We start from the raw sequence: 13,369 nt of genomic DNA, 5'->3' as shown, positions 1-13,369 counted from the left end.
CCGCCGCGGCGAGGATTCGCGGCAGCCGCCGCTCGAAGCGCGGGCTTGGCAGCGCGGCGGAAGGATCGTCCCCGCGAAGCCCTTCGTCCACGAGGAAGCCGAAGAACCGGCGAAGCGCCGCCGAGCGACGGGCGACGGTCGAGGGGGCAAGGTCGCGCCACTGCTCGCCGAGCGTTGCCACCCCGTCGGGGCCGGCATCGCCCAAATGCCCGCCAAGGCCTTCGGCCGCCCGTTCGAGATCGTTGCGATAGGCTGCAAGCGTGTGCCTCGACGCGCCCGCTTCCGCAGCCATCATGTCGAGGAAGCGATCGACCAGGGCGCGGTCGTCGCCAGTCACGGACGTGACCTCTTCCAGAGCCTCACGTGCGCGAGAGGGCCTCGGCCGCGATCATGCGCGCGGTGAAGTCCTGCCCGGTGCGCTCGAGCCCGGCGGCCACGTGAAACAGATGCGATGCCGGGACATCCCGCCAGTCCTGAGTCTGCAGTCCGGTCCCGGCAAGGACGAGGACCGTGGCCGTCTGGCCGCGGGCGGCGGCCGCGTCGATCATCGTCGTCCAGCTGGTGGTATGACCGATGCCGAGGCCGTAGCGGCCGCTGAGGCTTTCGGCGGTCGACGTCTCCATCCGGCCGAGGCCGACGAGCCCCGCGACGAGCAGCGCGCTGCGTACCTTGTTGCGGCTATTGTCGTTGCCGATGAAGTCGCGGACCCGGCCGCTGCTGACATCGACCCGGCCGCCGTCGGGCGCAGCGAGCGCAAGCATCGCCCACGCGCGGTCGCCGTCGTCGCCGCTCATCCGCGCAACCGCCCCTGCCCAGCGTTCGGCCGCACGGTCGTAGCCTGCGGCGAGCATCGCCGAGATGAGCTCCGGCGCGTCCTTCGACAGCGCGGGATCGGGATCGATCAGTGTCGCGGCCCGCCCTATGAGCGCGCGCGTCGCTTCATGGGTTAGCGGATCCTTGGCGCCGTCGAGCAGCTTGCGGATGGCTGACAGCCGCGCATCACGGTCCTTGCCAACGAACGCCTGCCGGACTTGCCACGCGTCGGTCGTTGCGAGGTCGCCGGGATCGGTCGCGTCGTAGATGGTCGAATAAAGGTCGATCAGCGACTGCGAGGAGAAGACGCCTAGCCCGCCGGCGATCAAGGCAGACGGCAAACGCTGGTCCGCGGTCAGCAGCGGCAAGCGGGCCGCGAAGGCTCGGAGTTGCGGCGAGGCGGCGCTGGCGAGCCGGTCGGGAGGTACCAGGCCGGCCGCGGAAGCGAGCCCGAAGCGCCAGGCGGTCAGACTGTCGACCGGGTCCCACTCGATCGTCGTCGCACGGCCGGTGTTGCCACCCGCGCCGACGATCTTCTCGGCGAGCGTGAGGTCAATGCCGCCGATACGACCGTGACGGCGGGCATCCTCGATCTGGGCCGAGGCGCTTTCCGGCTCGCCCGCGAGCGACGCGCACATGGCGGCGACGAGCTGGCGGACGCCCTGGTCGTACTGGCGGATCCCCGGCTCGAGCGGGCAGAGCGCCGCCGGATCGGCATTGGCGAGCGCGGACTGGACCCCGACCTGCACCATCTTGGGCGTGAAGCGGTCGGTGTCGACGCCCGCGACGATCATCCGGGCGGCGCTTGCCTCGCCCATGCGAAGCAGCAGCCAGGCGCGCTCGGCCGCCCAGTCGATCGGGTTGGCGTTGGCCGGCGCGTGCGCCTTCGCAAGCAGAGCGTCACGGAGCGCCATATGCTCCCAGCGCGACGCCAGCGGCGTATCCATGTGGCGCATCAGGCTGGACAGGAAAGCACCGTCCGCCGTGCCCCAGGGCTGGACTCCAAGGCCGAGCGCCGACGGGTCGAGCCGCCCGACGGTCCAGGGATCGCGGCGCGCAAATCCGGGATATTCGACCGGCGGCGGCGGCGGCGGAAGTGCCTGAGCCGAAATCTCCACGATGTTGCTGTCGCCGCTGCCGGGAGAGCTGGTAAGGGCGCTTTCGGGTACCGTCGCCGTCTGGCTTTCAGTCGCGGGCGAAGCAGGCTGCGGAGCCGGTGCCGGGGAAGGCTGAGCCGGTGCCGGCTGTGGTGGCACGGCTTGCTGCGCAAGCGCCGGGATCGCGGCAGCCAGACCGGCCGCGCAAGCGCCGATCAGCAGCCTAGTGCGCATTGGCCGGTTGGGCGACGTCGACCTGGATGGAGTGGGTCGGCTGCGCCCTGGGCAGCGTCGACAGGAGAACGAGGCCGCCGATGACGAGCAAGAGGACGATGATGAGGACGGCAATGCGCGGCATGGCTCTCGTTTCGATCCCAGGGTTATCGCGCGCCAGAAGCGCGGTCGAAGCGCTTTTGCCGGGGCGGCAACGCGCTGTATAGCCCTTTCGGGTGAGCGACCTGTCACGAATTCTCGACCGGCCGGTGGTCCTCGTCGGCCTGATGGGCGTCGGCAAGTCGACGGTCGGCCGCCGCCTCGCCCGCCGCCTCGGCCTGCCGTTCGTGGACAGCGACGCCGAAATCGAGGGCGCCTCCGGCTTCTCCGCCGCAGAAGTGTTCGAGCGGTTCGGCGAAGAGGATTATCGCGACGGCGAGCGGCGCCTCGTCGCCCGGCTCGTGGATGGCCAGGTGCGGGTGATCTCGACCGGCGGCGGTGTTTTCGTCGACCCGCGCACGCGCGACCTCTTGAAGACGCAGACCATTACGGTCTGGCTCGACGCGCCGGTGGATGTGCTCGCCCAGCGCACCAGTCGCCGAAACACCCGGCCGCTGCTGCGGACCGACGACCCCAAGGCGACCCTCGAACGGATCGCCGAGCAGGAACGGCCCGCCTATGCCGAAGCGCATATCCATGTGCGCAGCAGCGACGGCGCCCACCGCGACGTGGTCGACGCGATCGTCAGGGCACTGGAGGATTATCTGCGGGGGCCCGCTCCGCAGCATCAGCAAGCGCAGCCGCGAGCGACCTGAACGGAAGCAGGATCGCAGCGTGGCGCGAGCGGCGCGAGCGAGCGGGAGCAAGCGCGGCGATGCCGGGCCAGTCTGGCTCCTCGTCCAATCCGCCGAGCCAGGCCGACAGTGCAGCAACCGCAAGGCCGAGCTCGTCTCGTGAGCGGCCGGCTGCGCCATGCTCGAGGATCGCGGCCGATGCTTGCCCGAACGCGCAGGCATGGACCTGCTGGCTGATCGCCCGGATACGTCCCTCGGCGTCAACCTGCACCGAAGTCGCGACCCGGCTGCCGCATGTCGGTGACCGGAGCTCTGCCGAGCCATCCTCTCGGTCAAGCGGGCGGGCTTCGGCCAGCGAGGCCGCCAATCGCAGGATCTCGGTCGTGTAGAGCGGCGCGTTCATCCCCGCCGCCAGGTGGTGCCCCCGGGCCCGTCTTCAAGCAGGACGCCCTCGGCCTTCAATTCATCGCGGATGCGGTCGGCGGTAGCGAAGTCTCGGCTGGCTTTGGCGGCGGTGCGTTCGGCAATGCGCGCGTCGATGCCGCTCGAATCCGCGTCGCCCTGAAACCACGCCTCACCGCTGTCGCCCAACAGGCCAAGCAGGTGCCCGCTCGCGCGAAGGGTCGCCGGATCGTCGATCGCGGACAGCCGTGACAAAGCCAGTGGCGTGTTTAGGTCGTCGCAGAGCGCATCGACGACGCCAAGATCGACCTCGCCAGCTTCGGCATCGCCGGCCGCGCGATAGAGGCGATCAAGATTGGTCTTCGACTGCGCGATCAATGCGTCGGTCCACGGCAGCGGCTGCCGGTAGTGCGCGCTCAGCAAAGCCAGCCGCAGCGTCTCGCCCTTGTGGCCCTGCGCCAGGAGTTCGTTGGGCGTCACCACGTTGCCGAGGCTCTTCGACATCTTCTCCGCGCCCATGTCGACGAAGCCGTTGTGCACCCAGAAGCGCGCGAGCGGCGCTCCGCCGTGGGCGCAGCGGCTTTGGGCGATCTCGTTCTCGTGGTGCGGGAAGATGAGGTCGAGCCCGCCCCCGTGGATGTCGATGGTCTCGCCGAGATGGGCGCGGATCATCGCCGAGCATTCGATGTGCCAGCCTGGCCGGCCCCGCCCCCAGGGCGAATCCCAGCCGATCACCCCGTCCGGGCTCGGCTTCCAAAGCACGAAGTCGGCCGGATCGCGCTTGTAGGGCGCGACCTCGACCCTCGCTCCGGCGATCATCTGCTCGCGGTCGCGGCGGCTGAGCGCGCCATAATCGGGATCGCTCGGGACCGAGAACAGCACATGGCCGTCAGCCTCATAGGCATTGCCGAGCCCGACCAGCCGCTCGATCATCGCGACCATCGGCCCGATTTCGTGGGTGGCGTGCGGTGCGATGTCGGGCGGCGAGACGCCGAGCGCGCCCATATCCTCGAGGTAGAAGCGCTCGAACCGCTCGGTAATCACTGACGGATCGACCCCTTCCGCCTCCGCCGCCGCGATGATCTTGTCGTCGACGTCGGTGACGTTGCGGGCGTAGACCAGGCTGTCGGCGCCGAACTCGTGCCGGATCAGCCGGCCGAGCGTATCGAACACCACCGCCGGCCGGGCGTTGCCGATGTGCGCCCGCCCGTAGACGGTCGGTCCGCAGACGTACATCGTCACCCGCTTCGGGTCGGCGGGCATGAAGTCGCGCTTCTCGCGGCTCATCGTATCGTGGAGACGGATCATTTCCTGCGGATCGGCCCCGGCTGCGCTCCCCGCCGGGCCTGCACCCAATCGACGATCGCCCGGCCGCTGGAGTTCAGCAGCGGGTAGGTCCGCGAGTTCAGCATCCAGGCCGGGCGGTCCGACTGCGGCCCCCAGACCATGTCGGTGGCAAGGTTGGCGAGGAGGAAGACGAGCGTCGCGCCTAGCAAGCCCTTGAGCAAGCCGAAGCCCGCTCCGAGCACCCGGTCGAACGGACCGAGCACCGGCGATCGGCGCGTTCGGCCGCCGATGGTCCGGGCCAGCAGCTTCACGACAAGGAAGCTCGGTACGAACAGGATCGCGAAGGCGAGCACCGCTGCCGCCGCCGGGCTTGCGACGACATGGCCCGTCAGCCCGGTCCACAGCTGGCCGTGGAACAGCTTGAGCATCGCGATCGCGACCACCCAGGCGAGCAGCGAGATCACCTCGTGGACGAAGCCACGGATGAATCCGACGGCGCCGCCGCCAAGCAGGAGCAGGACAACGAAGATGTCGAGCGCAGTCACGGCAACGGCGCTAGCAATCTCTTTTCGCCATTGCGAGGCCGGAACTAGTCCAGGATCGGCTTGTAGACCGCAACCCGGCTCGGCGGCTGGACGCGAAGCCGCGTGAGGCTGATGCCAGCGGCGATCAAAGCGGCGATCGAGGCCGCAAGCAGCAGCCGCGGCGTGACGCCCAGGCCGAACAAATGGAAGGCCGCGCCGACCGTGACCGCGCCCGCCGTCTGCCCAAGCAAGCGGGCCGTAGCCAGCACACCGCCGGCGGCGCCCGACCGCGACTTCGGCGCCGAGCTGACGATGGTGCGGTTGTTGGGCGACTGGAACAGGCCGAAGCCGAGCCCGCACAACGCCATGCGCCAGATGATCGACGCATTGTCCGGCGAGGCGCCCATCCGCGACAAGGCGAACAGTCCGGCCGCGAAGATCGCCAGGCCAATGCCGCCGAGCAGCCCCGAGGGCACCTTATCGGCGAGCCGGCCCGCGAATGGCGCTGCGATGCCGACCGCAATCGGCCAGGGCGTCATCAGCAACCCGGTCGCAAACACGCTGCGCCCAAGCACCGACTGAAGCAGGAACGGGATCGCCACGTAAGCGAGCATCTGGGCCGCGAACGAGACGACGGAGGTCGTGATCGACAGGGCGAAGATCGGGATCCGCAGCAGGTCGAGCGGCATCAGGGGGTTGGGCCGGCCTCTCTCCCGCCAGACCAGCGCCGCGCCCGCGACGATGCCGGCGACCACCATCACCAGCCCTACTGCCGAACCTTCGCGCGCGAACCATTCGGCACCGAACGGGACGAGGCCCATCATCGCGCCGCTGAGGATCGCCGAGCCCCAGTCGAACGGGCCGCCATGCCCCTGAGGCTCTGGCAACGACTTCCGGCCGATCATGAGCGCCGCGACGCCAATCGGGAGATTGATCAGGAAAAGCCATTCCCACGGGCCGACCGCAAGGATCAGGCTGGCAAGCGTCGGGCCGACCGCGGCCGAAACCGACAGCACCATCGCATTGTAGCCGATGCCGCGCCCGAGCATGCTCGCGGGATAGGTCGCGCGCACCAGGGCCGCGTTCATGCTCATGATGCAGGCCGCGCCGGCGCCCTGCAGTACGCGCGCCGCGACCAGCAGCGGCAGCGAGTGGCTAAGCGCGCATGCCAGCGAGCCTACGGTGAAGATCGCCAGTCCTGGAATGTAGATGCACTTGTACCCGATCCGGTCGCCCAATGCCGCCAGTGGCAGAAGCAGTATCGTGATCGTCAGCTGGTAGCCGTTGATGATCCACACCGAGCTCGCCGGCGATGCCCCGAGCTCGCGTGCGATGGTCGGCAGAGCGACATTGGCGATCGCCCCGTCGAGGACCGCCATAGTGAGCGCAAGCCAGATGCTCGCCATCGACCAGTAGCGCCGCGGGATCGGCAGGCCGTCGTGCTGCGCAGGAGGATGCTCCGCCCGGGGATTCGTCTGAATGTTCATGGATTGATCGGGCAACGGACTGCCTGCTGAATCGATGCTACGGCTGCCGACTAGCGGCCGAGGAGCTGGTCCACCAGCTGCCGCAAGTTTCCGAACTCCGAAAGCCGCAGCCCCTCGCCGCCCTTGACGCCCTTGGGCACCCAGCCGGCGTCGAAGCCGAGCTTGGCGGATTCCTTGAGGCGCAATCCGCTGTGCGCGACGGGGCGGATTTCGCCGGAGAGGGCGATTTCGCCGAGGACGACGGCTTCGGTCGGAACAGGGCGTTCGGAGAGTGCCGAGACCAGCGCCGCCGCGACGGCGAGATCGGCGGCGGGGTCGCTCAGGCGATAGCCGCCGGCGACGTTGAGATAGACCTCGGCCGTTGCGAAGCTCATGCCGCAGCGCGCTTCGAGGACGGCGAGGATCATCGCCAGGCGGCCGCTGTCCCAGCCGACCGCCGCGCGCCTCGGCGTCGCTCCGGTCGCGAGGCGGACCACCAACGCCTGGATCTCCACCAGCACCGGCCGCGACCCCTCGATCGCCGCGAAGACGCTGGTGCCGCTGACCGGCTCGCCGCGGTTGGTCAGGAACAGCGCCGACGGGTTGGGGACTTCGGTCAGGCCGACGCCTTCCATCGCGAACACGCCGATCTCGTCCGTGCCGCCGAAGCGATTCTTCATGGCCCGGAGGATCCGGTACTGGTGGCTGCGCTCGCCCTCGAAGCTCAGCACCGTGTCGACCATATGCTCGAGCACGCGCGGGCCGGCGATGGTGCCGTCCTTGGTGACGTGGCCGACGAGGATGACCGCAGTCCCCTGCTCCTTGGCGAAGCGCACCAGCTCCTGCGCCGAGGCGCGAACCTGGCTAACCGTTCCCGGCGCGCCCTCAATGAGGTCGCTGTGCATCGTCTGGATCGAATCGATGATGAGCAAAGCCGGCGCATCGTCGCCGACGGTCGTCAGGATGTCGCGCACCGAGGTCGCGCTCGCCAGGCGCACCGGCGCTCCGCCAAGGCCAAGCCTCACCGCGCGCAGCCGCACCTGCTCGGCCGATTCCTCGCCCGAGACATAGACGACCTGCCGCCCGGCGCTCGCCAGCCGGGCCGCGACCTGGAGCAGCAGGGTCGACTTGCCGATGCCTGGATCGCCGCCGACGAGCATCGCCGAGCCGGGAACGATGCCGCCGCCGACGGCGCGGTCGAACTCGGCTAGGCCACTCGGCAACCGCTCGGGCAGCGCCGAGGGGCTTTCGAGTCCGACCAGCTGGATGACGCGTCCGCCGCCCTGAAGATTGTGCTTGGCCGCGAAGATGTTCGACACCTCGGCCGCCTCCTGGACCAGGGTATTCCACTCGGCGCAGTCGGCGCACTGGCCCTGCCAGCGGGTCGAGACCGAGCCGCAGGACTGGCAGACGTAACGGGATTTGGGCTTGGCCATCGGCTCTACCGTCTAAAGACTGGGATGAACCGCGCAACAGGCGCGAGCGCCATTCGTTGACGCCGGGCCGGGGAAATCAGGAGAATTTCAATGCCCTATGCCAAGGCTCGCGATGGCACGAAGCTCTATTACAAGGACTGGGGCCGCGGTGATCCCGTCGTCCTGATCCACGGCTGGCCACTCAGCGCCGACTCGTTCGACGATGCCGCGCTTCGCCTCGTCGAGGCCGGCAAGCGCTGCATCATCCCCGACCGTCGCGGCTTCGGCCGATCGGACCAGCCTTGGGATGGCCATGACTATGACACCTATGCCGATGATGTCGCGGCCGTGCTCGAAGCTGCGGGGGTCGCCGAACCGGTCGCGCTGGTCGGCTTCTCGATGGGCGGAGGCGAAGTCGCGCGCTTCCTCACCAAGCAGGGCAAGGGCCGGGTCAGCAAGGCCGTGCTGATCAGCTCGGTCGTGCCCTACATGCTGCAGACCGACGACAATCCGAACGGCGTCCCGCAGTCGACCTTCGACCAGATGACCCAGGGCATGAAGGAAGATCGAGCCCATTTCTTCAAGGGCTTCTTCAACGATTTCTTCGGCACCGGCATGATCAGCCATCCGGTCAGCGACGAAGTCGAGATGAACGCCTGGCGGCAGACGATGATGGCGGGGCTGAGACCCACTCTCGCCGCCGCCCAGGCCTTTGCGACGACCGATTTCCGGCCAGACATCGCGAGCTTCGATGGCGTGCCGACGCTGATCATCCACGGCACATCCGACAAGACGGTGCCGATCGACGCGACCGGCCGGGTGATGGCCGATAAGGTGCCGAACGCAAAGCTGATCGAATATGAGGGCAGCGCGCACGGCCTGTTCGCGACCGACAAGGAGCGGCTCAACGAAGACCTCGTCGCCTTCCTGACCGGCGACGACAGCCGCATCGACGAGAAAGCGGAAAGCCGGGAAACCGAATCCGCCTATTGAGCTTTGGAAATCGGGCAACGCTGCTTCGCGGCGGCGTTGCCGCTCCCTCGCGGCATCGCTAGGCGCCGCGGGTGAGTCTTCTCCCCGAACCCCTCAGGATCGCCGGCTTCAGAGCCTTCTGGATCGCCCGGCTGAGCACCACCATTGCGCAGATGGCGATGGTCATCGTCATTGGTTGGCAAGTCTACGACATCGCCCGGCATACGATGGGGACCGAGGCAGCGGCGCTTCGGCTCGGGATCATCGGGCTCGTCCAGTTCGTGCCTCTGTTCCTTCTGACCCTGGTCACTGGCTGGACGGCCGACCGGATTGACCGCCGCTGGATCGCTCGGGCGTCGGTCACGCTGGAGCTGCTATGCGCGCTTGCGCTCGGCTGGATGGCGTGGCGGCACACAACCACCCTTCCCGCCATTTACGTGATCGCGGCGCTGCTGGGCGTCGCTCGCGCCTTCGCCGGCCCGGCGCTGGGAGCACTGGCGCCCAATCTCGTGCCGCGCGAGATCCTGCCGCGCGCGATCGCCTTGTCGTCGATCGCCTGGCAGGTCGGGGCGATCGGCGGGCCCGCGCTTGGCGGATATCTGTACGCCCTCGCCCCGGTCGCCCCCTACGCCGCGAGCGCGCTTCTGTTCGTCATCGCGCTTGCCGGCCTGTTTGCGATCCCTGCTATTCCGCGGCCCGAGCTCGACCGCTCGCTAAACCCCTGGCGACAGATGATCGAGGGGCTACATTATGTCCGTCACAACCGGCTGGTGCTCGGCGCAATCAGCCTGGATTTGTTCGCGGTGCTCCTCGGCGGAGCGACGGCGATGCTGCCGGTCTTTGCCCGCGACGTCCTCCACGCGGGACCGGAAGGACTGGGCCACCTGCGGGCGGCGCCCGCGGTCGGAGCGACCCTCACCGCCGCTTTCTTCGCTGCTCGGCCGCTCAAGCAGGATGTCGGCGTGAAGATGCTGGCCGCGGTTGCCGTGTTCGGCCTCGCGACCGTGATCTTCGGCCTGTCACGCTCGATGCCGCTATCGCTCGCCTGCCTTGCGGTCCTCGGCGCGGCCGACATGTTTTCGGTCTACGTCCGCCAGTCGCTGATACAGCTCTACACGCCCGACGAGATGCGCGGCCGAGTCAGTTCGGTCTCATCCCTCTTCATCTCCGCCTCGAACGAGCTCGGCGAAACCGAGTCCGGCTTCCTCGCGGCGCTGATCGGCCCGATCCCGGCAGTCATCGCCGGCGGCATCGGCGCAGTGATCGTCGTTTTCGTCTGGGGATGGAAATTTCCCGAGCTGCGGCTTGCAAGGAGCTTCGATCCTCCCGATTTACAGGCGTCGAAACCAAAGGAGACAGCGGCATGAAGGCGGCGAACGTCCTCGAGACCATCGGCAATACGCCACATATCCGGATCAACCGGCTGTTCGGCGATCGCGCGGAAGTCTGGATGAAGTCGGAGCGCGCCAATCCCGGCGGGTCGATCAAGGACCGCATCGCGCTGGCGATGATCGAGGACGCCGAGCGCTCGGGCAAGCTGAAGCCCGGCGGCACCATCATCGAGCCGACCTCCGGCAACACCGGCATCGGCCTTGCGATGGTCGCGGCGGTCAAGGGCTACAAGCTGGTCCTGGTCATGCCGGAAAGCATGAGCCTGGAGCGCCGCCGCCTGATGCTGGCCTACGGCGCGAGCTTCGACCTCACCCCCAAGGAAAAGGGCATGCAGGGCGCCGTCGACCGTGCCCGCGAGCTGATCGAGCAAACTCCGGGCAGCTGGATGCCGCAGCAGTTCGACAATGCGGCCAATGTCGAGGTCCACCGCCGCACGACCGCTCAGGAGATCCTGCGCGACTTCGGCGATGCGCCGCTGGACGCGATCATCACCGGCGTCGGGACCGGCGGGCACATCACCGCCTGCGCAGAAGTCCTGAAGCCCATCTGGCCGAACCTCAAGGTGTTCGCGGTCGAGCCGGCGCTGTCGCCGATCCTCACTGGTGGCAAGCCGGGGCCGCATCCGATCCAGGGCTTGGGCGCCAACTTCATTCCAAGCATCCTCAACACGGGCGCGCTCGATGGGATCATCGACATCGATGCCGATGCGTCGAAGGAAATGGCGCGCCGGGCGGCTCGCGAGGAAGGCCTTCTGATCGGTATCTCGTCGGGCGCGGCGCTGGCCGGGGTCGAGCAGAAGCTTGGGGACCTCGGGGATCGGCCGCGCATCCTGACCTTTAACTACGACACTGGCGAGCGCTACCTCTCGGTCCCGGATTTCCTTCCGGAACAAGCGGCTTAATGCACCACTAACCACGTCCGTTCGCCGACACTTTAACTCCCCGGGACATAAGCCTTTGCTCCGGGGGAATCGAAGGCCTGGCGTTGAGCCGCGTTCACCCCCTCGCTGAGAGGTGAGCATCAATGCGGCGAACGCTGTTCGGCAAGAATCCCGAGGTCGAGTATATCGGCCCGCGCGACGCGTCGCCCGTCGACGCCCTGCTGTTCGATGTCCGTGAGCATGAATCGAGCACAGACACGCGCCTCGCCGAGCTCCGGGTCGCCGGCTGGACCTACGTGCCCTGGCTGCTGTTCGCAGGCCATCTGGTCGTTGCCGCCAGCCTCCTCGCGGTCCCGGGGCTCGCCTCGTCGATGCAGACGCTCGCATTCACCGGCATCCCGGTCCTGATCGCGCTCGCGCTCGACATCGGCGCGGGGCTGGTGATCAGCCGCTGGCGCAACCTCCAGCTCTCGCCGCACACGATCGGCCGCCTGATGTGCGCCTATGTCACGGTGGCCGGAATCTGCTCCACCGTCGCCAGCGCTGCTTCGACCTCCATCGATTTCCATGCGGCGAGCTTCGCCACGGTTGCGCTCGGCGCCAGCTTCGTCGTCCGCTGCGTCGCCTCGGTCGCATCGCCGCCGCTTGCCGTCATCAACGCCGCGCTGGCCGTCCTGACGACGGCGTTGTTCTCGAACGACCCACTCGCGACATCGGCGCTGAACGCGCTTGCCGGACTCGTCCTCGTCTACACTGTCGCCGTCACCCGCAAGACCATCGCCGGCGGACGCCAGCGGCTGGGCGTCGAATGGCAGGCCAGAAAGGCGCTGAACTTCGTCGACGAGTTCGAGAACACCGGCCGCGGCTGGTTCTGGGAAACCGACCCGCTCGGCACCCTGTCCTACGTCTCGAAGCAGCTTGCCGACGACTTCAATTGCGAACCGGAGGCTTTGCTCGGCCGCCAATTCACTGACCTCCTGTCCGTGGACACCAAGGGTTCCGATACCTCCGAAGAGCGCAAGACACTGGGTTTTCACCTGTCCGCGCGCTTTCCCTTTTCCGATGTCGTCGTCCGCCCGGCGAGCGACCAGGACGTCCATTGGTCGCTGTCGGGCAATCCGATCTTCGACGAGCGCGGCCGCTTCCTCGGCTTCCGGGGCATCGGCACCGACCTCACCGAGCAGCGCCGGTCCGAGCAGGAGATCACCCGCCTCGCCCGCTTCGACTCGCTGACCGGGCTGCCGAATCGCGCGATGATGCGGCAGACGCTGGAAGAGGCGCTTCGCAACGCGACCAACCGCCAGAAGGGCTGCACCCTCTTTTTGATCGACCTCGACCGGTTCAAGAACGTCAACGACACGCTCGGCCACCCGATCGGCGACGCCCTGCTTCGCCAGGTCGCCGACCGGTTGAAGTCCGTGATGGGCGAGCACGGGAAGGTCGGTCGGCTCGGCGGCGACGAGTTCAAGGCGGTGCTTCCGGGCATGGTCGACGTCGGCTTGATCGAGTCGCTGGCCCGCACCCTCATCGAGCAGGTGTCGCGCCCCTACATGATCGAGGGTCACAAGGTGACCATCGGCGCCTCGGTCGGCGTGGCCATCGGCGATCCCGGCCGGACCGGTGCGGATGCCCTCGTCCGCAACGCCGACCTCGCCCTGTACGCAGCAAAGGGCGCTGGCCGCGGCAAGCATTGCTTCTACGAACCGTCGATGCACAGCGAGGCGGCCGAGCGCCAGTTGCTCGAGAACGATCTTCGCCAGGCAATCGAGCGCGGCGAGCTGCACATGGCCTATCAGCCGATCGTCCGTGCCGCCGGCGAAGAAATCTGCGGCTTCGAGGCGCTGGTACGCTGGGCCCATCCGACGCGCGGCGCGATCTCGCCGGACAAGTTCATTCCGCTCGCCGAGGAAGCCGGGCTCATCGGCCGCATCGGCGAATGGGTGCTTCGGACCTCGCTCGAGGAAGCCGCGCGCTGGCCCGACCAGGTGCGGATCGCGGTCAATCTGTCGCCGCTGCAGTTCAACGACCCCGGAATCGTCAAGCTCGTCGCCCGGCATCTCGAGGAAACCGGCATCCGGCCGGACCGCCTGGAACTCGAGATAACAGAGGGCGTG

General features: G+C 68.1%; 13 protein-coding genes. 5 read left to right on the top strand and 8 right to left on the bottom strand.

The window, feature by feature from the left end; all coding sequences use genetic code 11:
* From JOZ79_RS03010 to JOZ79_RS03000, 3 genes are all read right to left on the bottom strand, one after another.
* Nucleotides 1-337: site-specific integrase (locus tag JOZ79_RS03010; RefSeq protein ID WP_294070361.1), on the bottom strand; the 337-nt coding region annotated here is incomplete at its 3' end.
* A 22-nt stretch (nucleotides 338-359) separates the two neighbouring features.
* Entirely contained in the window at nucleotides 360-2,144 is a 1,785-nt protein-coding gene (locus JOZ79_RS03005) for a hypothetical protein (protein ID WP_294070358.1), read from the bottom strand.
* Nucleotides 2,134-2,268 (bottom strand): hypothetical protein, encoded by a 135-nt coding sequence (locus JOZ79_RS03000; protein ID WP_294070355.1) that lies wholly within the window; start codon nucleotides 2,266-2,268, stop codon nucleotides 2,134-2,136. Before JOZ79_RS03000 ends, JOZ79_RS03005 begins: the two co-directional genes overlap by 11 nt.
* Nucleotides 2,269-2,359: 91 nt before the next feature.
* Here JOZ79_RS03000 and JOZ79_RS02995 point away from each other — a divergent pair, with 91 nt between their 5' ends.
* On the top strand, nucleotides 2,360-2,938 hold the full coding sequence (locus JOZ79_RS02995) for a shikimate kinase (RefSeq protein ID WP_294070352.1): 579 nt from the start codon (nucleotides 2,360-2,362) through the stop codon (nucleotides 2,936-2,938).
* Here JOZ79_RS02995 and JOZ79_RS02990 read toward each other — a convergent pair.
* From JOZ79_RS02990 to radA, 5 genes are read right to left on the bottom strand one after another with little or no spacing between them, the layout of a single operon-like run.
* On the bottom strand, nucleotides 2,868-3,320 hold the full coding sequence (locus JOZ79_RS02990; protein ID WP_294070349.1) for an iron-sulfur cluster assembly scaffold protein: 453 nt from the start codon (nucleotides 3,318-3,320) through the stop codon (nucleotides 2,868-2,870). The genes JOZ79_RS02995 and JOZ79_RS02990 overlap by 71 nt on opposite strands.
* Complete coding sequence (gene cysS / locus JOZ79_RS02985) at nucleotides 3,317-4,627, bottom strand: cysteine--tRNA ligase (RefSeq protein ID WP_294070346.1); 1,311 nt, start codon at nucleotides 4,625-4,627, stop codon at nucleotides 3,317-3,319. Before cysS ends, JOZ79_RS02990 begins: the two co-directional genes overlap by 4 nt.
* Nucleotides 4,624-5,151: a CvpA family protein gene (locus tag JOZ79_RS02980; RefSeq protein WP_294070343.1), complete on the bottom strand. Its 528-nt coding sequence runs from the start codon at nucleotides 5,149-5,151 to the stop codon at nucleotides 4,624-4,626. Before JOZ79_RS02980 ends, cysS begins: the two co-directional genes overlap by 4 nt.
* A 44-nt stretch (nucleotides 5,152-5,195) precedes the next feature.
* Nucleotides 5,196-6,617 (bottom strand): MFS transporter, encoded by a 1,422-nt coding sequence (locus JOZ79_RS02975; protein ID WP_294070340.1) that lies wholly within the window; start codon nucleotides 6,615-6,617, stop codon nucleotides 5,196-5,198.
* A 50-nt stretch (nucleotides 6,618-6,667) separates the two neighbouring features.
* Nucleotides 6,668-8,032: a DNA repair protein RadA gene (gene radA, locus JOZ79_RS02970; protein WP_294070337.1), complete on the bottom strand. Its 1,365-nt coding sequence runs from the start codon at nucleotides 8,030-8,032 to the stop codon at nucleotides 6,668-6,670.
* Between the two features lie 90 nt (nucleotides 8,033-8,122).
* On the opposite strand from radA, the gene JOZ79_RS02965 reads away from it, so the two are divergent.
* The 4 genes from JOZ79_RS02965 to JOZ79_RS02950 form a co-directional block, all read left to right on the top strand.
* Nucleotides 8,123-9,004, top strand: coding sequence for an alpha/beta hydrolase (locus JOZ79_RS02965; protein ID WP_294070334.1), 882 nt, complete (start codon nucleotides 8,123-8,125; stop codon nucleotides 9,002-9,004).
* A 71-nt stretch (nucleotides 9,005-9,075) separates the two neighbouring features.
* Entirely contained in the window at nucleotides 9,076-10,350 is a 1,275-nt protein-coding gene (locus JOZ79_RS02960; RefSeq protein WP_294070331.1) for an MFS transporter, read from the top strand.
* A complete protein-coding gene (gene cysK / locus JOZ79_RS02955; RefSeq protein WP_294070328.1) occupies nucleotides 10,347-11,276 on the top strand; it encodes a cysteine synthase A in 930 nt (309 codons plus the stop codon). Before JOZ79_RS02960 ends, cysK begins: the two co-directional genes overlap by 4 nt.
* Nucleotides 11,277-11,398: 122 nt before the next feature.
* A partial coding sequence (locus JOZ79_RS02950; protein WP_294070325.1) for a diguanylate cyclase occupies nucleotides 11,399-13,369 on the top strand: 1,971 nt, incomplete at its 3' end.

This window comes from Sphingomonas sp. (assembly GCF_019242355.1).
Taxonomy (GTDB): domain Bacteria; phylum Pseudomonadota; class Alphaproteobacteria; order Sphingomonadales; family Sphingomonadaceae; genus Sphingomicrobium.
Note: the sequence above shows the minus strand (reverse complement) of the source record. Positions and strands in the feature narration are given on the sequence as shown.

Coding starts and splice junctions, on each gene's coding strand:
- JOZ79_RS03005 (WP_294070358.1), bottom strand. CDS start 2,144: ATGCGCACTAGGCTGCTGATCGGCGCTTGCGCGGCCGGTCTGGCTGCC.
- JOZ79_RS03000 (WP_294070355.1), bottom strand. CDS start 2,268: ATGCCGCGCATTGCCGTCCTCATCATCGTCCTCTTGCTCGTCATCGGC.
- JOZ79_RS02990 (WP_294070349.1), bottom strand. CDS start 3,320: ATGAACGCGCCGCTCTACACGACCGAGATCCTGCGATTGGCGGCCTCG.
- cysS (WP_294070346.1), bottom strand. CDS start 4,627: ATGATCCGTCTCCACGATACGATGAGCCGCGAGAAGCGCGACTTCATG.
- JOZ79_RS02975 (WP_294070340.1), bottom strand. CDS start 6,617: ATGAACATTCAGACGAATCCCCGGGCGGAGCATCCTCCTGCGCAGCAC.
- radA (WP_294070337.1), bottom strand. CDS start 8,032: ATGGCCAAGCCCAAATCCCGTTACGTCTGCCAGTCCTGCGGCTCGGTC.
- JOZ79_RS02965 (WP_294070334.1), top strand. CDS start 8,123: ATGCCCTATGCCAAGGCTCGCGATGGCACGAAGCTCTATTACAAGGAC.
- cysK (WP_294070328.1), top strand. CDS start 10,347: ATGAAGGCGGCGAACGTCCTCGAGACCATCGGCAATACGCCACATATC.